This window comes from Pseudomonas sp. microsymbiont 2, from assembly GCF_054788395.1.
Genome location: NZ_CM139112.1, coordinates 4,978,644 through 4,997,162, shown reverse-complemented (window position 1 = coordinate 4,997,162; position 18,519 = coordinate 4,978,644). Strand labels below are relative to the sequence as shown.

The following is an 18,519-nucleotide window of genomic DNA, read 5'->3' as shown; positions in this document are numbered from 1 at the left end:
CGGTATCTACAGATTCGACATAGGTTGGAAGAGAAGATGCGAAGCAAGGTGACTGGCGCCAAGCGCTGGGTCGTGAAGATCGGCAGCGCGCTGCTGACCGCCGATGGCAAGGGCCTCGACCGCGGCGCCATGGCGGTGTGGGTCGAGCAGATGGTGGCCCTGCGCGAAGCGGGCGTGGAACTGGTGCTGGTCTCCTCCGGGGCCGTGGCCGCAGGCATGAGCCAGCTGGGCTGGACCACGCGACCGAGCGCGATGAACGAGCTGCAGGCCGCCGCCTCGCTCGGCCAGATGCGCCTGGTGCAGGCCTGGGAGTCGAGCTTCGGCGAGCATGGCAAGCACACCGCGCAGATCCTGCTGACCCACGACGACCTCTCCGATCGCAAGCGTTATCTCAACGCCCGCAGCACCCTGCGCACCCTGGTCGACCTGGGCGTGGTGCCGGTGATCAACGAGAACGACACCGTGGTCACCGACGAGATCCGCTTCGGCGACAACGACACCCTGGCCGCCCTGGTGGCCAACCTGGTGGAAGCCGACCTGCTGGTGATCCTCACCGATCGCGATGGCATGTTCGACGCCGATCCGCGCAACAATCCCGAAGCCCAGCTGATCTACGAAGCCCGAGCCGATGATCCGTCGCTGGATGCCGTGGCTGGCGGCACGGGTGGCGCCCTCGGTCGCGGCGGCATGCAGACCAAGCTGCGCGCCGCGCGCCTGGCCGCCCGATCCGGTGCCCATACCATCATCATCGGTGGTCGTATCGAGCGCGTGCTCGATCGCCTGAAAGCCGGTGAGCGCCTGGGCACCCTGCTGTCGCCCGAGCGCGGCATGCTGGCCGCGCGCAAGCAGTGGCTGGCCGGCCACCTGCAGACCCGAGGCACCCTGGTGCTTGACGACGGCGCCGTGAAGGCGCTGCGCGAATCGAACAAGAGCCTGCTACCGGTCGGCGTGAAGACCGTGCAGGGCAGCTTCCGCCGTGGCGAGATGGTGGTCTGCGTCGGCCCCGACGGCCTGGAAGTGGCCCGTGGCCTGGCCAACTACAGCGCCCTGGAGGCGCAGAAGATAATCGGTCAACCGTCCGACGCCATCGAGAACCTGCTGGGCTACAGCGCCGAGCCTGAGCTGGTGCACCGCGACAACCTGGTCCTGGTCTGAAGGAGATCACCGTGCTGAAAAGGATGATTGCCGTGGCGGCGCTGGCGCTGCCGATGCTGGCCGGGGCCGAAGAGATTGGCCAGGTATCCACCGTGTTCAAGTTCGTCGGGCCGAACGACCGCATTGTCGTCGAGGCTTTCGATGATCCCAAGGTCGATGGTGTGACCTGCTACCTGTCGCGAGCCAAGACCGGTGGCTTGAAGGGTGGCCTGGGGTTAGCCGAGGATCGTGCCGAGGCGTCGATCGCCTGTCGCCAGGTCGGACCGATTCACTTCAAGGGTGAATTGAAAGACGGTGAAGAGGTGTTCAAAGAGCGCACCTCGCTGGTGTTCAAGACCATGCAGGTGGTGCGTTTTCTCGACAAGAAGCGCAATACGCTGGTGTACCTGGTGTACAGCGATCGGGTGATCGAAGGCAGCCCGCAGAATGCGGTGACGGCGATTCCGATTGTGCCGTGGGCACAGCAGTAACTTCCCGAATTTTGGGAGGCCTTTGGCCTCCTTTCGCGACACAAGGCCGCTCCTACAAGGGGTACGCAAATCCCTGTAGGAGCGGCCTTGTGTCGCGATAGGGCCGCAAAGCGGCCCCAATACATCGAATCAGGCCAGTTCCTCGGCCTCATCCTCGCGCACGATGGCTTTGACCTCGTCGCGACGGCTGATGTACTTCCAGTCCGCCTCGTCGATGTAGATGCCGTTCGGCCCGCTGCCGCCTTCCAGGTCGATCGCCACCCGCGCCGACACCTGCGGCTTCACGCTCGCCAGGATCGGCACGAAGCCCAGCTGCTGGCTGGTCTCCAGCAGCGCCGCCTGGTTGCGTTCGTCGATGTCCGCCGCCTCGTCGAGGTAGTAGGGCAGGCGAATGCGCCCGGCCAGGTCGCGGTCCATCAGGTGCAGCAACAAGTACATGTTGGTCAGCGCCTTGATGGTCATGGTGGTGCCGTTGGACGCGGCGCCGTCGATGTCGGCGTGGATCACCGGCTGGCTGTTGATCTTGGTGATCTCGAAGGCCAGTTCGAACAGGTCCTTCAGGCCCAGCTGGTTGTGGTTGGCTGCCACCAGTCGCGCCAGGTACTCCTTGGCCTCTTCGTTCTTGTGATCCTGTTCGGCGCTTTGCGTCAGGTCGAACACCGACAGTGTTTCGCCTTCCTCGTACTGGCCGGCACTGTGGATGATCTGGTCGATGTGCTTGAGCGCTTCCTTGTTCGGTGCCAGCACCACGCGGAAGCTCTCCAGGTTCGATACCTGGCGCTTGTTGATCTCGCGGTTGAACAGCGCCAGCTGGTGCTCGAGGCTGTCGTAGTCGCTGCGGATGTTGCGCAGGGTCCGGGCGATGTCGGTGACCGCCGCGCGGCGGGCCTTGGCCAGGGTCAGCGCTTCCTCGGTGCGGTGCGAGTAGGCGTTGATCAACAGCTGCAGGCGGCGTTCCATGTCGTCTTCGCTGTCGAACTTGGCCACGCCCTTGAGGCGCACCTGGGCGTACAGCGCCTCGATCTGGTTGTCCACGCGCTGCAGCGCCTGCCAGCTGTCCTGGTAGTCGTTGAGCAGCGGCAACAGGTTGTCCATGGAGTCGTCGATGGCTTCCATGAACGGCGTGCCGAACGGCAGGTCGGCCGGCAGCAGCTGGCGACGGCGCAGGGCGTCTTCCAGGGTGCGCTGCTTGGCTTCCAGGTCGGCGATCTGCCGGCCCACCAGCTGCAGCTTGGCCGACAGCTGCTGGACGCGTTCGGTGAAGGCGTCGCTGGAGCGCTTGAGTTCGTCCTGGGCGGCTTCCAGCTGGCCGAGCTGTTCCATCTTCTCCGGCTCTTCTGCGGTCAGGGTTTCGGTGCGGCGGAAGTCTTCCAGGGCCTTCTGCGCATCCAGCACCTGCTGGTACAGGGCTTCGGTCTGGGCCTTGCTGGCGGCGCGGTCGAGGGCCACGGCCTGCTGGGTCTTGAGCTGCTTGAGTTCTTTTTCCAGGCGCTCTTTCTGGTCGCGCAGGGCAGCGCGGTCGGCCAGGGCCTGTAGCGCGGGCGGGTCGATGTGCGAGATATCGATGGACAGGCCCGGCACTTCGAAGCGCTCGCCCTTGAAGCGGTCGAGCACGCCTTCGAGGGTCTTCACCCAGACGTCGCTGTCGTCCAGCTCGATGCCACGGTCACCCAGCGGCAGGCTGAACAGCGCGCCGTTGAACAGACGCATCAGGCGATCGACGTCCTGCTGCGAGAACTCCTCGCGCAGGCGGGCATAGCTGTTGTTGTCGGCGTGGTCGAGCTGCAGCTTGACCGCCTTCACGCGTTTTTCCAGGTCGCGCACGCGCTCGTCGAGATCCTCGGCGGAGAACTGCCGCGACTGGGCCAGGGCACCGGCCAGTTCGTCGTGGGCGTCCTTGGCGGCCAGCAGCTGCTGCTCCAGCACCTTGACGTCGGTGACCAGGGCGAAGCGGTGCTTGAGCACCGACAGCTCACCCAGCCAACGCTGGATACCGGTGATCTCGCGCTCCAGGCGCATTAGCTCCTGGGTGCCGCCGCGCTGGTCGTTCTGCAGGCGGTCCTGCTCGCCACGGTAGTGCTCGGACTGGATCACCAGCTCTTCCTTGCGCGCCATGGCGTATTCCTGCCAGGTGCCCAGCAGGTTGTCGAGCAGCGGCGAGATGCGGTGCAGCTTGCCGCGCAGGATGTCGCGCTGGGCCACGCCGCCGGCCAGGGCCTCGACCAGGGGGCCGGCGGCCACCAGGGCGTTGTAGTCGCCCTCCATGCGGCGTACGTCGCGGAAGGCCTCTTCGCAGGCGGCGATGTAGTCGACGCTGCCCGAGCGCAGGCTGTGCTCGAAGGCGTCGAGGAACAGCTGCTTGAGCTTGGCGGCGGTGATCTCGCGCATGTGCAGCAGGTTGATGAACAGCGCGCGGAAGGTCTTCAGGCTCTGCTCGCTGGTCGAGCGCAGCGGGATCAGGGTCAGGTCCAGCGGCACCGAGGTGTGGCCGCCGACCAGCAGCCGGCGCAGCTCGTCCGGCTTGAGCTCGTAGGCTTTGAGGCCATGGCGCTCGAGGTTGGTGAACAGCTCCTTCTGGCGCAGGCAGGTGTCGTCTTTCTGGTAGTGGGCCAGGTCCAGCTCGCCCTGGTAGGCGAAGAACTGGTGGCCGAAGCCGCCGCCCGGGCCGCGGCCGACCACGCCGATCACGTGCGGGCCGTGGGGCAGGTTCAGCTCGGTGAGGATGTAGCTGGTGTCGCTGGCGAAGTAGAAGCGCCGCGACTGCTCCAGGCTGTACTTGCCGAAGCTCATGTCGGACATGCGCGCCAGGATCGGGAACTGCAGGGCGTTGATCGACGCCGATTTACCCAGGTTGTTGGCGCCGTAGACCGACAGCGGGTGTTCCAGGGGGAACAGGCCGAGGCTGTAGCCGGCGGTGTTGAGCAGTGCGAAGCGGCGGATGCCGTAGCGTTCCTGGCTCATGCGTCAATCTCCTGTTGCTCTTCGCGGATCGCCCGGGCCAGGGCGTCCTCTTCGCTTTCCTCGCCGTCGAACGGGGTGAGGTCGAGCGGGTCGTCGGTGCGGTTGAGTTCCTCGGGGGTTTCCTCCACCACCAGCACGGGCACCGGCAGCGGCAGGTCGCTGTGCAGGGTGGCGGCCAGGTCGCGGTCCTGCTGGACCGACAGGCACACGTCGAGGAAGCGGTGCATCGGCGGCATGAAGCGGTAGATGCCGCCCTCCTCGAAGGCGAAGCCCAGCTGGGTCATGCGGCGCATGATCTTTTCTTCGAGCTCGTCGACGGTCTGCACTTCGGCCTGCAGGAACAGGTCGCGGTACTTGTCCAGCAGCGACGGCAGTTCGTCGCGGCCGATGCTGCCGCCGTCGAGCACGGCCATCGGGTCGCGGCCCTGGTCGGCCAGGTGCTCGACCAGGATGAAGGTGAACAGCGACAGGCGCTGGGCGGTCTTGTTGACCTGCGCGGCGGCCTGCTCGGGGACGAAGTAGTAGAAGCCGCGGGTGTCGCAGACCAGCTCGAAGCCCAGGGCCTTGAACAGGGTGCGGTACTGGTCCTGGAAGTTCGACAGCTGGGCGTACAGCTCCGGGTCGCGGCGGCTGATGTGGAAGCCCTTGAACAGCTCGCGGAAGATCGGCGCGAGCTGGGACAGTTCGGAAAGATCAAGATGCATGGACGGGGCTCGCGGTGGATTCGGTCGGGGTCGCCTGCTTGTTGTCGCGGCTGGAGGTCAGGGCGAAGGAGCGCAAGCTGACCAGGTGTTCGCGGGTAAGGTATTGCTGGCGATCGAGGCGCTCGCGGCTGAAGCGCTTTTCCCGCGACAGGCGCGAGAACCAGTACAGCAGCTCGTCGGTGGCGCCCTCGGGCTCCTGCTCCAGCAGCCAGACCATCAGGTCCGGCAGCGGCAGGGCGTCCTCGCAGCGTTCGAGCATTTCCTTGACCGTGCGCGGGGCGCGGGGCAGAGGGCCCTTTTGCGTCTTGTGCGCCTTCGGGAAGCGCGCAGGCTTCGGCTCGAAGCGGGCCAGGGCGTAGACGTAGGCCTCGACCTGGCTGGCGCTGCCGAGGAAGGTGCTCTGCGGGCGGGTGAACAGCGGCATGGCCGCCTGCGGCACGGCGTCGATGCCCTTCTTGCGGATCACCGACAAGGCCAGTGCGGCACCTCGGGTCACGGCGTTGTGCCGGCGCGCTTCTTCACGCAGCGGCAGCAGCAGTTCGCGGGCGTGGCGCAGGGTCAGCTGGGCGCTGGTCTGCATCTCGAGGATGCGCGCGTGGGTGCGCAGCAGCATGTCGTCGTCGACCAGGTGGCCGAGGCGCGCCTGCTCGCCCAAAAGGCGCAGCAGCACGGTCTCGACCTTGCGCACGCCTTGCTCGAAGGCGCCGTCGGCGTTGACCAGCTGGATCATCGGCTCGACGTACTCGTCCCAGGTCGCCAGTACCTCGGCATAGCGCTGGCGTAGAGGGATCTGCCGGTTGCTGGTCTTGGCCCGCTCGGCCACGGCCACCAGCGCCTGCTCGTCGTTGTCGAGTTTCTTCAGCACATCGCGCACGCGCATGTCGAGCAGGCGCAGCTGGCGCGCCAGGTCGTCGCTGTCGCGGTTGTCGAAGGCGTCCTGGATATGCCCGGCCAGGCGTTCCAAGTGGCGCAGGTAGGCCTCGATCTCCAGGCACAGGCCCAGCCGGTGTTCGCGGCGCAGGTAGGCGAGGAAGTCGTGGATCTGCGCGTTGAGCTCGAAGCGGTTCGGGCTCTTGGCCACCGGGACCAGAATGTCCAGGCGGATCCACACATCGAGCAGCTGGGTGATGTCCTGCGGGGTGCTTTCCACCTGCTGGCGGGCCAGCTGCTGGCGCAGCTCGACCAGGCTCAGGGTGCCCTGGTCGAAGCGCTCGCACAGCGGCTCGATCAGGGCCCAGTGTTCGGCTAGGGCGCGCAGGACGCGCTTGGGTTCGATCATTGGCGGGTCGACTCGTTGCCAAATAAAAGGGGCGATTGTACTGCATCCGGGGGGGAGGATTTCACCCCTTGGTCTGTTATGGGGATAACCCTGAGGCTTTAAGGGGGGATTCACCGGCCCCATCGCGGGGCAAGCCCGCTCCCACGCCCTAATGCAGGCGTGGGAGCGGGCTTGCCCCGCGATGGCCGATAATCTGTTGCGGCGCATCCGGGGCGACGGAGTTAGAATGCCCGCCTGATTTCGTCCACCGGATACCCGCGCCTTGCTGATCGAGTCCCGCCGCCGCGCCTACCTGTCCGCCATGCAAGTGGTGCACTGGCTGCCGCGCGCCGAACTGCCGTTCGCCGCCCCGTCGCGGCCGGAGCTGCTGTTGCCGGTGGCGCCGGTCGAGGAGGTCGACTTCGAGGTGCGTCCGGCCGCTCCGGCAGCGGTGCCGAGTGCCACCCCGGCAGCGCCCCTGGCGCGTGCCGAGCGCCCGAAGATCGAGATCCCGCGCCCTGGCAGCGCGCCGAAACCCGCCGCCAAGCCGGTCGAGGCCGAGCGGGAGGCCCCCGCGCCACGCCCGGCACCGGTGCCTCCACCCCGCTTCGCCCTGCAGTTGCTGCGTGCCGGCAGTTGCCTGCTGCTGGTCGAGCTGGCCACCGGCCAGCCGTTCCAGAGCCGCGACCCGTCGTACCTGCTGCTCAAGGACATGCTGCGCGCCGCCGGCCTGCCGGATTCCCCGCAGATCATCGGCGAGCCGGTGCGCTGGCCGCTGCTGATGCGCGGCAACATGGACCAGGGCCCGGATGCCGCCCGGGACTTCGTCCAGGGTTTCATCGCCGCGCGCCTGGAAGAAGCGCCATGCACCTGCCTGTGGCTGATCGGCCTGCCGGCCATTCGCTTCGCCGGCCAGGCCGACGCCGATGCTTACTACCAAGAACTCAAGGTCGACCTGCTCGGCGATGCCTGGGCCTTGCCTGGCCTTGAACTGTTGATGGATGAGCCGCCGCGCAAGGCGGACGTCTGGAAAGCCATGCGCCAGCTGATGGCGCGCTGGAAGAGCGTTGAATGAGTGACTCGATCAGTTTCCGCCCGGCAACCGAGGCGGATCTGGATGCCCTGCTTAAGATCGAATATGCCGCCTTCAGCCACCCCTGGACCCGCGGCATCTTCCAGGATGCGCTGAAGTCCTACGAAGTGTGGCTGATGTTCGTTGGCCAGCAGCAGGTCGGCCATGGCGTGATCAACGTGATCATCGACGAGGCGCACCTGCTCAACATCACCGTCAAGCCGGAAAACCAGGGCTGCGGGCTGGGGCTGCGCCTGCTCGAGCACCTCATGGCGCGGGCCTACCAGCTCAATGGTCGCGAGTGTTTCCTCGAAGTGCGCGCCAGCAACCAGTCGGCCTATCGCCTGTATGAGCGCTATGGGTTCAATGAAATTGGCCGGCGTCGTGACTACTATCCGGTGGCGGGTGGGCGGGAAGACGCGCTGGTGATGGCCTGTACGTTGCTCGAAGACTGAGCACCGTCCCCTGTAGTAGCGGCCTTGTGCCGCGAAAGGGGGGCGAAGCGCCCCCAGATCTGCGCATCAAGCGGATAATGCCGGGGCCGCTACGCGGCCCTTTCGCGGCGCGAGGCCGCTCCTACAGGGACCGCGTAAGCAGTCGGCTCAGATCTGCGGGTGTTCCACCTCGATCGGCTTGCGCAGATCTCGCAGGCTGCGCGTCACCGTTCCGGTATTGCACTTGGCCGCCGCCTGCTCCGGCTTCATGTCGCGGATGGTGCGGTAGAACAGCTCGCAGGTCTGCTTCTTCTGGGTCACCTGCCACTTGCTGGTGCAGGCTTGCAGGGTGAGCTTGGCATCGGCCTGCGGGTTGCGGCCCATGCCGGCCTGCCAGCAGGCAGCAGAGAGGTCCTGGCCCATCATCTTCAGGCCGGCGGCGTCGGCCTTGTCCTGGTCGCCGTCGTAGCTTTTCGGGTCGGCCGCGTACCAGATCGCGCTCGGGTGGTTGGCGCCGAGCACGGGCACCTTGGCGCTGTCCGGCTCCGGCACGATGCTGACCAGCCCCAGCACGTTGACCTTCGGCCCGTACTGCTGCTGGATCCACGCACGCACCGGCGCGCCGAAGGCGACCATCGGCAAGGCGGCCTTGCCGTCGTGGGTGAGGGCTACTTCCTTGACCATCCGCACCTGATAGTCGTTGAAGTAGGCGTAGACGCCCTCCAGGTCCTTGCCCGCGCTGGCGGGCGCGGCGATCGGGGCGATGTCGACGATGGTCTGGTAGGCCGGGGTCTGGGTCGCCTCGACGCCGTTGAAGGTCAGCAGCTGCGCCCAGCGGTCGGTGGTGTTGGACTTCAGGTAGTCCTGGTAGCGGGTCAGCGAATAGTCCGGCGGGAAGTGCAGCAACTCGACGCTGCGGCGGTTCTCCAGGGCCATCCCCAGGGGTAGGAACAGGTACCAGCTGTAGTCCCAGCCGCCTTTCTGGTTGAGGCGGGTAGCGCCCTGGTAGGCCAGATCGCCGCTGTCGAGCAGCTTGCGCAAGGGCTCGGTATAGCCGGCCGGCACGCCGGTGATGCTGGCGTGCAGCGTGTCGTGGTCGCGGTTCACCGTGACCTTGGCATTGGCGTAGCCATCGCGCTGCACGCTCTGGGTGAGGTAGTGCTCGACCGTCTGCTCGAGGCTCCAGTCGCGGTAGCAGATCACGTTGCAGTTGTTGGGGTAGGCGAACAACCGGGTGACCCGTTGGGCATCGCCCAGGTCGATCTGCGCGTCGGCCATGGCCAGGCCGCTGAAGGCGAGGGCGGCCAGGCCCGATACAGCAATTTTGTGCATGCTTAACTCCTTGTCAGTGGCCGCCAGGACGGCGGGCGCCCATGGTGGATGAAGAGGTGGGGGCATGAAAAGCGGCAAGGCATGGCTATTGGCTAGCCTGTTGATCGGGCAGGGGGCGGTCCAGGCGGACGAGCGGGATGTGTGGATGTTTGCCCAGTGGGCAGGCGATCACGAGAACCGCAAATTCCGGGAAATGCTGGTGGATGCGCGGTTGTACGGCGTGGTGCCGATCCACCAGCTGCTGCGCTCGGCCTCGGATTGGCGGCTGTGCAAGGCATCGCCCTTCGCGGTACCGCCGGCGAGCCACTGGCCGGCGGTACGCTCGACCCTGGCATTGATCAAGACGCTGGACGAACACGGGGCGCTGCGTCAGTTCGAAGTGGTCTCGGCCTATCGCGACCCACGGCTCAATGCCTGCGCTGGCGGTGCGTCGAGCAGCGCGCACATGCGCGCTTTCGCTGTCGACCTGCTATTGCCGCCCTGGGCCGATCCCAATCCGCTGTGCCTGTTCTGGCAACGGCATGGCCAGGCCTGGAACATGGGATTGGGTCGTTACCCCTCGGGGCGCATCCATATCGATACGGCCGGTTACCGAACCTGGGGCGGCGATGGCGGCGCCGGTTCGTCGTTCTGCAGCAAGCCCAGATGAGCCAGACAGGCTCGGCATTCGGCACTGACCCACTGCGCGAAGCGCTGGCGCTTGCTGCCGTCATCCAGTGCTTGTGGGCTGAGCAGGTGGTAGCTGGAGCCATCACGCAGGAAGCCGAAGGGGGCTTGTAGCTGACCGTTTTCGAGTTCGTCGCGAACCATCAGTGCTGACGCCACGGCCAGCCCCATGCCAGCGCTGGCGGCCTGGATCGACAGGTAGAAGTGCTCGAAGTCGCTGCGCTGTTCCTGGCGAATATCCTGGCCGCTCAAGCGCAGCCAGGTCGCCCAGGCATCCGGGCGGGTGGCGCTGTGCAACAGGTGCTGGCCGGCGAAGGCCGGCGTGGCGACCGGCCCGATCCATTCATCGCAGATCTTCAGGCTGTGCAGTTGGCGATCCCAGTGGAAGTCGTCGCGGCGCAAGGCCAGGTCGATGCCGCCACGCACGAAGTCCACCGGGCCGCCCGCCGCCACCAGGTGCAGCTGCAGGTCGGGATGTTCGGTGTTGAAGCGTGGCAGGCGCGGGATCAGCCAGCGCATGGCGATGGTCGGCTCGCAGGACACCACCAGCACGTTGTCCTGGAGGGGTTGCTGCAAGCGCTGCACGGTGCCTTCGAGCTGTTCGAAGATCGCCTGGGTGGTGGCGTGCAGGTCGCGCCCGGCGCGGGTGAGGAAGACCGCCCGGTTGCGTCGTTCGAACAGTTCCACGCCGAGGCTTTCCTCGAGCAGGCGCACTTGGCGGCTGACGGCGCCGTGGGTGACGTGCAGCTGTTCGGCGGCGCGCACGAAGCTTTCGCTGTGGGCGGCGATGTCGAAGTAGCGAAAGGCGGTGAGGGGAGGCAGTTTCATGTGCTGGCCTGTTCCGGCGCTATCGCGGGGCAAGCCCGCTCCCACGCGATAGCGGCGTTAGAGTTCATGAGGATATGTCAGGAAAACTAGCAGATCAGCCTCAATATAAATCGATTTTTACTTGTTCCAGGCATCAGGATAATCCCATCTTCCGTGAATTTTCATCGAGGATACCTGTTCGTGAACGAACTCATCGCCGTCGCCCTGTTCACCATTCTGGCCGTCATCAGCCCAGGCGCCGACTTCGCCATGGTCACCCGCAGCAGTTATGCACAGGGCCGCAAGGCAGGCCTCGCCGCCGCGGCGGGCATCGCCCTGGGCGTGCAGGTGCATGTGCTGTACACCGTGCTTGGCATTGCCGTGATCATCAGCCAGAGCCCGTCGCTGTTCCTGGCGATGAAGGTGGTGGGCGCGGGCTATCTGGTCTATCTCGGCTACAAGTCGCTGACCAACACCACGCGCATCAGCCTCGACGGCCTGGCGTCCAGCCAGGCAAGCGTGGCCAGCGCGCTGCGCACGGGCTTTCTGACCAATGCGCTGAACCCCAAGACCATGCTCTTCGTGGTCAGCGCCTACACCCAGGTGGTGCAGCCGGGCAGCCCGCTGGCGCTGGATTTCGCCTATGGTGCGTTCATGTCCTTCGCGCACTGGGTGTGGTTCAGCCTGGTGGCGGTGTTCTTTTCCAGCGCGGGCCTGCGCGCGGCAATGATCGAGCGACAGCGCGTCGTCGATCGTGTCATCGGGGTAGCCTTGATCGGCCTGGGGTTGGCGGTCGTGGTGGCGGGGGTGAAATAGACTTTTTCGCAGGCAAAAAAAAGGGCTTATCTTTCGATAAGCCCTTTTTAAAAGGTGGTGGCTACACAGGGACTTGAACCCCGGACCCCAGCATTATGAATGCTATGCTCTAACCAACTGAGCTATGTAGCCAACTTGGCGCGCATTATTAGCTCGAATCGCGATCCTGTCAACAACGTTTTCAAAAAAAATTTCCAACCTTTCAAAAACTTAGCCGAGAAGGGTGGTTCAGCGCACGATCAGCCAGTGGCCGAGCAGATTGTGCAGGCGCAGTTGCTGATCGGCGGCCAGGCGCTCGAGGCTCTGCGCCGGGCGGTCGAGGTCGAAATCGCCGCTGACGCGCTGGTAGGCCGTTTGCTCATTCATCATCCAGACCCGCTGGCCACCGTAGTTGGCCAGGCGTTCCAGTACCTCGCTCAACGGCAGGTTCCTGGCCTTCAACTGGCCGTTGCGCCAGGCATCGGCCAATTTGGCGTCGATCTTCTCGACCGGATTGATGCGGTTTTCGCTGAACGTCACCCGTTCGCCGGCATTGACCAGGCGCTGGTCGCCACCCTGCAACACCGCAGCCTTGCCGCCGAACACCACCAGTTCGTCGTAGTTGGCATGGCGGGCGATCTGCAGGCGGCTGCCGAACACCTGGATCCGGGTGTCATCGACCTGCACCTCCATGGCGCGGCCATCGAGCATCACCTCCAGGTACACCTGCCCTTGCACCAGTTGCAGCAGGCGGGTGCGGCCACGCAGGTCGACATTCATCGCGCTGGCGCTGTCCAGGTGCAGGGTCGAGCCATCGGCCAGGCGCACGCTGCGACGCTCACCGCTGTCGGTGTGCAGTTCGCTGCCCAGGCGCTGCATCACTGGCCAGTAGAGCCAGACCAGCGCGCCCACCAGCATTAGAAACAGCAGCGCCAGGCACAGTCCGGCACGGCTGCGGCGGACCTTGGCGATGCGTGGTCGCGGGCGCGTCGCCGGGACCTGCAATTGCTGCCAGTAAGCCTCGAGCTGGGCATAGGCCCTCGCGTTGAGCGGATCCTGGCACCAGCTGGCGAATGCCTGGCGCAGGGCCTCGTCGCAGCCGGGTTGGCGCAGGCGCGAGAACCAGTCCAGGGCTTCCTGTTCGGGGTCGGGCGTGGGCTGCAAGGCGGGCATCGGGCTCATGGGATCGGTCTGCTCGCAGGGGCGGGGCGGTTTCGCCCAGCGTTTACGGGGGAAAGAGGCAAGGATGCTAAATATATTGAGAATTATTTACAAGTACGTGTCGGATGGAAGGCGCGCCAGAATAAAAAGGTAGCTTCGTATCTATTTGTTTCACGATAATCGGAGCCCAACCCGCGGACGGACATCCAGCCCATGGCCATCAGCAGTACCACGACTTCCAGCGCCAGCAGCCCGGCAAGCCAGGCCTCCCCGTTGGTGATGCGCATCATCGGCTTCTGCGCCCTGGCGCACCTGATCAACGACCTGATCCAGTCGGTGCTACCGGCGATCTATCCGATGCTCAAGGCCAACTACGACCTGAGCTTCGCCCAGATCGGCCTGATCACCCTGACCTTCCAGATCACCGCCTCGCTGTTGCAGCCGTGGGTCGGCTTTTTCACCGACAAGCGGCCTACGCCAAACCTGCTGCCGATGGGGACCCTGTGCACCCTGGTGGGCATCGTGATGCTGGCGTTCGTCGGCAGCTTCCCGATGATCCTGCTGGCCTCGGCGCTGGTGGGCATCGGCTCGTCGACCTTCCACCCAGAGACCTCGCGCATTGCCCGGCTCGCTTCGGGCGGGCGCTTCGGCCTGGCCCAGTCGAGCTTCCAGGTCGGCGGCAACGCCGGCTCGGCCCTCGGCCCGCTGCTGGCGGCGGCGATCGTCATTCCCTTCGGCCAGAGCCATGTGGCCTGGTTTGGCGTAGCCGGGCTGTTCTTCTTCGCCGTGACCCTGATGCTGCGCCGCTGGTACAAGGAACACCTCAACCAGGCCAAGGCGCGCAAGGCGGTGCAGGCTACCCACGGCATCTCGCGCCAGCGGGTGATCCTGGCGCTGGTGGTGCTGGGGCTGCTGGTGTTCTCCAAGTACTTCTATATGTCCAGCTTCACCAGCTACTTCACCTTCTACCTGATCGAGAAATTCCAGCTGTCGGTGGCCAGTTCGCAACTGCACCTGTTCCTGTTCCTCGGCGCGGTGGCGGCTGGCACCTTCTTCGGCGGGCCGATCGGCGATCGCATCGGGCGCAAGGCGGTGATCTGGTTCTCCATCCTTGGCGTGGCGCCGTTCACCTTGGCGCTGCCGTATGCCGATCTGTTCTGGACCACCGTGCTCAGCGTGGTGATCGGCTTCATCCTGGCGTCGGCGTTCTCGGCCATCGTGGTGTATGCCCAGGAGCTGGTGCCAGGCAATGTCGGGATGATTGCCGGGATTTTCTTTGGACTGATGTTTGGTTTCGGCGGCATCGGCGCGGCGCTGCTGGGGTATGTGGCTGACCTGCGAGGGATCGAGTACGTGTATGGGGTCTGCTCGTTCCTGCCGTTGTTCGGGTTGTTGGCGGTGTTCCTGCCGTCCACCGGCAAGCGCTGAAAGTCTGCCGGATGCATTCTTTGTAGGAGCGGCCTTGTGTCGCGAAAGGGCTGCGAAGCAGCCCCGGCAATCTGTGCCTTAACGCGATAATCCTGGGGCCGCTGCGCAGCCCTTTCGCGACACAAGGCCGCTCCTACAGGGAAGTGTGTAGACCCTGGCGATTGACGGCCCGGATCCGCATGGCCTAGAGTGCCGCCTCCTCTTTACCTGCGTAGTCGATGCAATGCGCCGTACCCGTAGTCTCCGCTCCCATCGCCAGCCTGTCGCCCCGACAGCGCGCCGCGCGTGGCCGAGCGACACGGTGCTCAAGCGTCGACGCAGCGTGCTGTTCGCCTTCACCTTCTCGCCACACCTTGCCCTGATCTGATTCGCGCCCCTGCATCCCGCGCCTTTGCAGCGTGATCGCGGGCGTCTGCGTTCGAACATCTTTCAGCGGATTTTCCAGTCGGCCAGGGCCAGAGCTCCTGCGCGCCGGCTTGCAAGGAGTGGTACATGAACATGCGTTTGCTGGCGGGCCTGCTGTTCGCCGTGTCGGTGGTCGGTTTCAGCCTCGGGGCGAGCCTGCCGCTGGTGTCGTTGCGCCTGCACGAAGCAGGGGCGGGGACGCTGGAGATCGGCATCATCTCGGCGATCCCGGCGGCGGGCATGATGCTCTCGGCATTCATGGTCGATGTCTGCTGCAAGCACCTGACCCGGCGCGTCATCTACCTGCTCAGCTTCAGCCTGTGCACCCTGAGCATCGCCCTGCTGGAGTGGGCCTTCGACTCGATGGCGTGGCTGGCGCTGCTGCGCCTGGGGCTTGGCATCGGCATGGGCATCGCGATCATCCTCGGCGAGTCGTGGGTCAACGAGCTGTGCCCGGAGCACAATCGCGGCAAGATCATGGCCTTGTACGCCACCAGCTTCACTGGTTTTCAGGTGCTCGGCCCGGCGCTGCTCGCCCTGCTCGGCGCCGATAGCCCGTGGCTGACCGGCGTGGTCACGTTCTGCTACGGCCTGGCGCTGCTGTGCATCCTGTTCACCGTGCCCAACGACCATGTCGAGCACGAGGAAGGCGAGAAGAGTTTCGGCCTGGCCGGCTTCTTCCGCGTCGCCCCGGCGTTGTGCGTGGCGGTGCTGTTCTTCTCGTTCTTCGATGCCGTGGTGCTGTCGCTGTTGCCGGTGTATGCCACCAGCCATGGCTTTGCCGTGGGCGTGGCGGCGCTGATGGTGACCGTGGTGTTCGCCGGCGACATGATCTTCCAGCTGCCCTTGGGCTGGCTGGCCGATCGGGTCGAGCGCACCGGGTTGCACCTGGTGTGCGGGTTGGCGGCGATGGCCATCGGCATCGCGCTGCCGTGGCTGCTGCAGATGACCTGGCTGCTGTGGCCGCTGCTGGTGGTGCTCGGCGCTGTGGCGGGTGGCATCTACACACTGGCGCTGGTTTTGATCGGGCAGCGCTTCAGAGGCCAGGACCTGGTGACGGCCAACGCCAGTGTCGGCCTGCTGTGGGGTGTCGGCAGCCTGGTCGGACCCCTGGTCAGCGGCGCGGCGATGGATGTGGCGCCCCATGGCCTGCCCATGGCGCTGGCGCTGATGGCGGGGCTGTTCGTGTGCTTCGCGCGCCAGGCCTATCGCCGGGCGGGCAAGCTGCAGGCGGTGGCGGACTGATCCCCGGCCATCGCGGGGCAAGCCCGCTCCCACGCGTAACTGTGCTCGTGGGAGCGGGCTTGCCCCGCGATGGCCATGGTCAGGTCAGAACGTTCCGCGCAAGGTCACCGACACATTGCGCGGGTCGCCCCAGTAATACCCGGTCGGCGTCGGCGCCACCTGGCGGTAGTACTGCTTGTCGAACAGGTTGTTGGCGTTCAACTGCAGCGAATAGTGGTCGTTGAATCGGTAGTTCACCATCGCGTTGTACACCGCGTAACCCGACTGCGAGGCTTCGGCGCTGCCGCTGCGGTTGTAGATGTCGCTCTGCGCCTGCACGCCGCCACCCACGGTCCAGGCCTGCAACTCGCCCGGCAGGCGGTAGCTGGTGAACAGCCGCAGCATTCGCTTGGGGTCGGTGGTGCGGATTGGGTTGCCGTTGGTGCCGGTGGTGTCCTTGAGGTACTCGGTGGTGTTGTAGGTGTAGCCACCGGTCACGTTCCAGCCCGGCAGAACTTCGCCAGATATTTCCAGCTCGAAGCCCTGGCTGCGGTTCTTGCCCGCGGCGACCTTGCAATAGCCGCTGGTGTAGTTGGGCAGGCACGGGTTCGGTCCGCTTAGGTCGTCCAGCGCGTTGCCGACCTGGTAGATGCGGAAGAACGCCAGCGAGGTATTCAGCCGGCCCTCGTAGAACTCGCCCTTGATTCCCGTCTCGTACGCCTCGCCGGTGACCGGCTCGAGCACGGAGCCGGCGGCGTCGGTGTTGGTCTGCGGGTTGAAGATCTCGGTGTAGCTGGCGTAGGTGCTGAAGTTTTCGTTGAGGTCGTAGATCAGCGCGGCGTACGGCACGATCTCGTTGTCGACGCTGAACTTGCCGCTGGCCTTGGTGTTGTTCTCCTGCTCGTAGTCGTACCAGTTGGCGCGGGCGCCGATGATCGCGGTAAGCGGGTCGGCCAGGGAGATGCGCCAGGTGGCATAGGCGCCTTCCTGGGTGGTACGGGTGCGCACCGGGTGGGCGCTGATGTTGATGCTCGGGTTGGCCAGGCTGGTCTTCGGGTCCCAGGTGCGGATGTCGAACACGCCCGACTGCACATTGTTGGTGGCCGAGGCGTAGGAGTCATTGCGGATGCGCTCGACGCCCAGCATCAGCTCGTGGGTGCGGCCAAGCAGGTCGAACGGGCCGTTGAGGGTGGCGCTGAGGTTGTTCTGCAGGCTCTCGCCGCCATCGCCTTCGGTCACCTGGTAGCTCATCAGGTAAGGGTTGCGGGTCGGGTTGGCGGTGCCGGTGGCGCGGCTGAAGTAGGTCTGCTTGAAGCCGTTGTCGTCCAGCTCGAAATGGGTGCGCTGGGCCATCAGCTTGAGCGTCCAGTCATTGTCGAAGCGGTGCTCGAGCTCGGCGAAGGTCTGCAGGTTGCTGCGGTTCCAGCGGTTCCAGTCGGCGCCCAGGTAGGTGCTGCGACCGAATGGCAGCGGCGAGCCGTCGTAATCGGCCGGCAGATTGCCCCAGGCGCCGGTGGCGTCGAGCTGGGTCCATTCCAGGCCGGTGGTCAGGGTGGTGCTGTCGTCGAGGTCGAAAGCCATCACCCCGTACAGCACGTCCTTGCGCTCCTGGCGCGATTGCTGGAAGTGGTCCTTCTCGTCGTGCACCGCGATCACCCGGCCACGCACGTTGCCGGTCTCGGTCAAGGGGCCGGAGAGGTCGGCGACGTAGCGCTGGGCGTCCCAGGTGCCCAGGGTGACGCTGCCTTCGCCCTGGAACTCATAGGTCGGGCGCTTGCGCACCAGGTTGACGGTGCCCGAGGGGTTGCCGGCGCCGCGCAGCATGCCGGTGGCGCCGCGCAGGACCTCGGCGCGGTCGAGGATCGCCGAGTCGCTCTGGATGAACGAGCCGCCGCCGCTGCTCTGCACCACGGTGGCGCCGTCGTACTGGATGGCGTCGATCTGGTAGCCGCGCGAGAAGTACTGCACCCGCTCGCTGTCGGTGAGGTTGACCACCACGCCGGGGGTCTGTTCGAGCAGGTTGGTGAGGTTGGTGATGTTCTGGTCGTCGATCCGCTGGCGGGTGACCACGGTCACCGACTGCGGGGTGTGGCGGATGCTTTGCGGGGTCTTGCCAATGGTCACCGCCCCGGTGGTGTAGGAGCCGGTATTTTCCGTGGTCTCGCCCAGGCGGTTGCTGGAGATGCTGGTGGCGCCCAGTTGCAGGGCGTCGCCGACGTCCAGGGCCGGGAGCAGCAGGAAGCTCTTGTCGCTTTCCTGCTGGACCTGCACGTCGCTGCCCCGCAGCAGGATCTGCAGGGCCTGGGCGCTGTCATGCCGGCCCTGCACGCCCTGGGTGGTCTTGCCCCGCAGGCTGCCGGCGTCGAACGACAGGTTCAGTCCGCCCTGGCGCGCCAGCTGGTCCAGCGCGGCGGCCAGCGGGCCGGCGGGGATGTTCCAGTCGCGCTGCTGGCTCTGGCTGGCGGGGGCGGCAAGGGCGAGGGTCGGCAGCACGCCGGCGCAGGCCACGCCCAGGCCCAGGGCGGCGGCGCGGATGGCATGGCGCAGGGTGGCGTTGCGGGGGGAACACGGGCGGATCATGAAGCGCTCCTGAAGGTTGGCAGACCACTGTTCGGGCTTGTTTCCTTCAGGCCGGACGAGAATGAGA

General features: G+C 65.7%; 15 protein-coding genes and 1 tRNA gene. 8 read left to right on the top strand and 8 right to left on the bottom strand.

The genetic code is table 11. The features are described 5' to 3' along the window. The first annotated feature begins 36 nt into the window (after positions 1 to 36). Together proB and ACYUME_RS22535 are read left to right on the top strand one after the other, a co-directional pair. Positions 37 to 1,155, top strand: coding sequence for a glutamate 5-kinase (gene proB / locus ACYUME_RS22540; RefSeq protein ID WP_460416963.1), 1,119 nt, complete (start codon positions 37 to 39; stop codon positions 1,153 to 1,155). A 23-nt stretch (positions 1,156 to 1,178) separates the two neighbouring features. Then, positions 1,179 to 1,625 carry a CreA family protein gene (locus ACYUME_RS22535; RefSeq protein WP_279888512.1) on the top strand — a complete coding sequence of 149 codons (447 nt, stop codon included), beginning with the start codon at positions 1,179 to 1,181 and terminating at the stop codon, positions 1,623 to 1,625. 129 nt (positions 1,626 to 1,754) lie between these two features. Here the strand turns inward: ACYUME_RS22535 and mksF are convergent, their stop codons facing one another. From mksF to mksB, 3 genes are read right to left on the bottom strand one after another with little or no spacing between them, the layout of a single operon-like run. Then, positions 1,755 to 4,586 (bottom strand): Mks condensin complex protein MksF, encoded by a 2,832-nt coding sequence (mksF, locus tag ACYUME_RS22530; protein WP_460416961.1) that lies wholly within the window; start codon positions 4,584 to 4,586, stop codon positions 1,755 to 1,757. Next, complete coding sequence (mksE, locus tag ACYUME_RS22525) at positions 4,583 to 5,290, bottom strand: Mks condensin complex protein MksE (protein WP_011532174.1); 708 nt, start codon at positions 5,288 to 5,290, stop codon at positions 4,583 to 4,585. The genes mksF and mksE overlap by 4 nt, the downstream gene beginning before the upstream one ends. Next, positions 5,280 to 6,569: an Mks condensin complex protein MksB gene (gene mksB, locus ACYUME_RS22520; protein ID WP_460416959.1), complete on the bottom strand. Its 1,290-nt coding sequence runs from the start codon at positions 6,567 to 6,569 to the stop codon at positions 5,280 to 5,282. Before mksB ends, mksE begins: the two co-directional genes overlap by 11 nt. Before the next feature lie 262 nt (positions 6,570 to 6,831). Between mksB and ACYUME_RS22515 the strand changes: the two genes are divergently transcribed. Beyond that, positions 6,832 to 7,623 (top strand): energy transducer TonB, encoded by a 792-nt coding sequence (locus ACYUME_RS22515; protein ID WP_279888787.1) that lies wholly within the window; start codon positions 6,832 to 6,834, stop codon positions 7,621 to 7,623. Next, on the top strand, positions 7,620 to 8,075 hold the full coding sequence (rimI, locus tag ACYUME_RS22510) for a ribosomal protein S18-alanine N-acetyltransferase (protein WP_028691170.1): 456 nt from the start codon (positions 7,620 to 7,622) through the stop codon (positions 8,073 to 8,075). The genes ACYUME_RS22515 and rimI overlap by 4 nt, the downstream gene beginning before the upstream one ends. 147 nt (positions 8,076 to 8,222) lie before the next feature. Here the strand turns inward: rimI and ACYUME_RS22505 are convergent, their stop codons facing one another. Beyond that, a complete protein-coding gene (locus tag ACYUME_RS22505) occupies positions 8,223 to 9,386 on the bottom strand; it encodes a hypothetical protein (RefSeq protein WP_460416956.1) in 1,164 nt (387 codons plus the stop codon). 64 nt (positions 9,387 to 9,450) lie between these two features. Between ACYUME_RS22505 and ACYUME_RS22500 the strand changes: the two genes are divergently transcribed. Beyond that, positions 9,451 to 10,035 (top strand): D-Ala-D-Ala carboxypeptidase family metallohydrolase, encoded by a 585-nt coding sequence (locus ACYUME_RS22500; RefSeq protein ID WP_460416955.1) that lies wholly within the window; start codon positions 9,451 to 9,453, stop codon positions 10,033 to 10,035. On the opposite strand, the gene ACYUME_RS22495 is transcribed toward ACYUME_RS22500, so the two are convergent. Continuing rightward, a complete protein-coding gene (locus tag ACYUME_RS22495; RefSeq protein WP_460416954.1) occupies positions 9,975 to 10,880 on the bottom strand; it encodes a LysR substrate-binding domain-containing protein in 906 nt (301 codons plus the stop codon). The two genes, ACYUME_RS22500 and ACYUME_RS22495, sit on opposite strands and share 61 nt — an antisense overlap. Positions 10,881 to 11,060: 180 nt before the next feature. On the opposite strand from ACYUME_RS22495, the gene ACYUME_RS22490 reads away from it, so the two are divergent. After that, complete coding sequence (locus tag ACYUME_RS22490; RefSeq protein WP_460416952.1) at positions 11,061 to 11,675, top strand: LysE family translocator; 615 nt, start codon at positions 11,061 to 11,063, stop codon at positions 11,673 to 11,675. Positions 11,676 to 11,730: 55 nt separating this feature from the next. On the opposite strand, the gene ACYUME_RS22485 is transcribed toward ACYUME_RS22490, so the two are convergent. Both ACYUME_RS22485 and ACYUME_RS22480 read right to left on the bottom strand, forming a co-directional pair. Continuing rightward, a tRNA-Met gene (locus ACYUME_RS22485) sits at positions 11,731 to 11,807 on the bottom strand. Between the two features lie 96 nt (positions 11,808 to 11,903). Continuing rightward, positions 11,904 to 12,836 (bottom strand): FecR family protein, encoded by a 933-nt coding sequence (locus ACYUME_RS22480; protein WP_460416950.1) that lies wholly within the window; start codon positions 12,834 to 12,836, stop codon positions 11,904 to 11,906. A 192-nt stretch (positions 12,837 to 13,028) separates the two neighbouring features. Between ACYUME_RS22480 and ACYUME_RS22475 the strand changes: the two genes are divergently transcribed. After that, a complete protein-coding gene (locus ACYUME_RS22475; RefSeq protein ID WP_279888799.1) occupies positions 13,029 to 14,243 on the top strand; it encodes an MFS transporter in 1,215 nt (404 codons plus the stop codon). 492 nt (positions 14,244 to 14,735) lie between these two features. Next, positions 14,736 to 15,893 (top strand): MFS transporter, encoded by a 1,158-nt coding sequence (locus tag ACYUME_RS22470; protein ID WP_460416948.1) that lies wholly within the window; start codon positions 14,736 to 14,738, stop codon positions 15,891 to 15,893. Between the two features lie 84 nt (positions 15,894 to 15,977). Here ACYUME_RS22470 and ACYUME_RS22465 read toward each other — a convergent pair whose 3' ends face one another. After that, positions 15,978 to 18,452, bottom strand: a complete 2,475-nt coding sequence (locus ACYUME_RS22465; protein WP_460416946.1) for a TonB-dependent siderophore receptor — start codon at positions 18,450 to 18,452, stop codon at positions 15,978 to 15,980. Positions 18,453 to 18,519: the final 67 nt, after the last annotated feature.

Excerpts from the sequence above, each read along its gene's own strand:
- ACYUME_RS22470 (WP_460416948.1), top strand. The coding sequence starts at position 14,736 with ATGAACATGCGTTTGCTGGCGGGCCTGCTGTTCGCCGTGTCGGTGGTC.
- ACYUME_RS22480 (WP_460416950.1), bottom strand. The coding sequence starts at position 12,836 with ATGAGCCCGATGCCCGCCTTGCAGCCCACGCCCGACCCCGAACAGGAA.
- ACYUME_RS22475 (WP_279888799.1), top strand. The coding sequence starts at position 13,029 with ATGGCCATCAGCAGTACCACGACTTCCAGCGCCAGCAGCCCGGCAAGC.
- rimI (WP_028691170.1), top strand. The coding sequence starts at position 7,620 with ATGAGTGACTCGATCAGTTTCCGCCCGGCAACCGAGGCGGATCTGGAT.
- proB (WP_460416963.1), top strand. The coding sequence starts at position 37 with ATGCGAAGCAAGGTGACTGGCGCCAAGCGCTGGGTCGTGAAGATCGGC.
- ACYUME_RS22495 (WP_460416954.1), bottom strand. The coding sequence starts at position 10,880 with ATGAAACTGCCTCCCCTCACCGCCTTTCGCTACTTCGACATCGCCGCC.
- mksB (WP_460416959.1), bottom strand. The coding sequence starts at position 6,569 with ATGATCGAACCCAAGCGCGTCCTGCGCGCCCTAGCCGAACACTGGGCC.
- ACYUME_RS22505 (WP_460416956.1), bottom strand. The coding sequence starts at position 9,386 with ATGCACAAAATTGCTGTATCGGGCCTGGCCGCCCTCGCCTTCAGCGGC.
- ACYUME_RS22465 (WP_460416946.1), bottom strand. The coding sequence starts at position 18,452 with ATGATCCGCCCGTGTTCCCCCCGCAACGCCACCCTGCGCCATGCCATC.
- ACYUME_RS22535 (WP_279888512.1), top strand. The coding sequence starts at position 1,179 with ATGATTGCCGTGGCGGCGCTGGCGCTGCCGATGCTGGCCGGGGCCGAA.
- ACYUME_RS22500 (WP_460416955.1), top strand. The coding sequence starts at position 9,451 with ATGAAAAGCGGCAAGGCATGGCTATTGGCTAGCCTGTTGATCGGGCAG.
- mksF (WP_460416961.1), bottom strand. The coding sequence starts at position 4,586 with ATGAGCCAGGAACGCTACGGCATCCGCCGCTTCGCACTGCTCAACACC.
- mksE (WP_011532174.1), bottom strand. The coding sequence starts at position 5,290 with ATGCATCTTGATCTTTCCGAACTGTCCCAGCTCGCGCCGATCTTCCGC.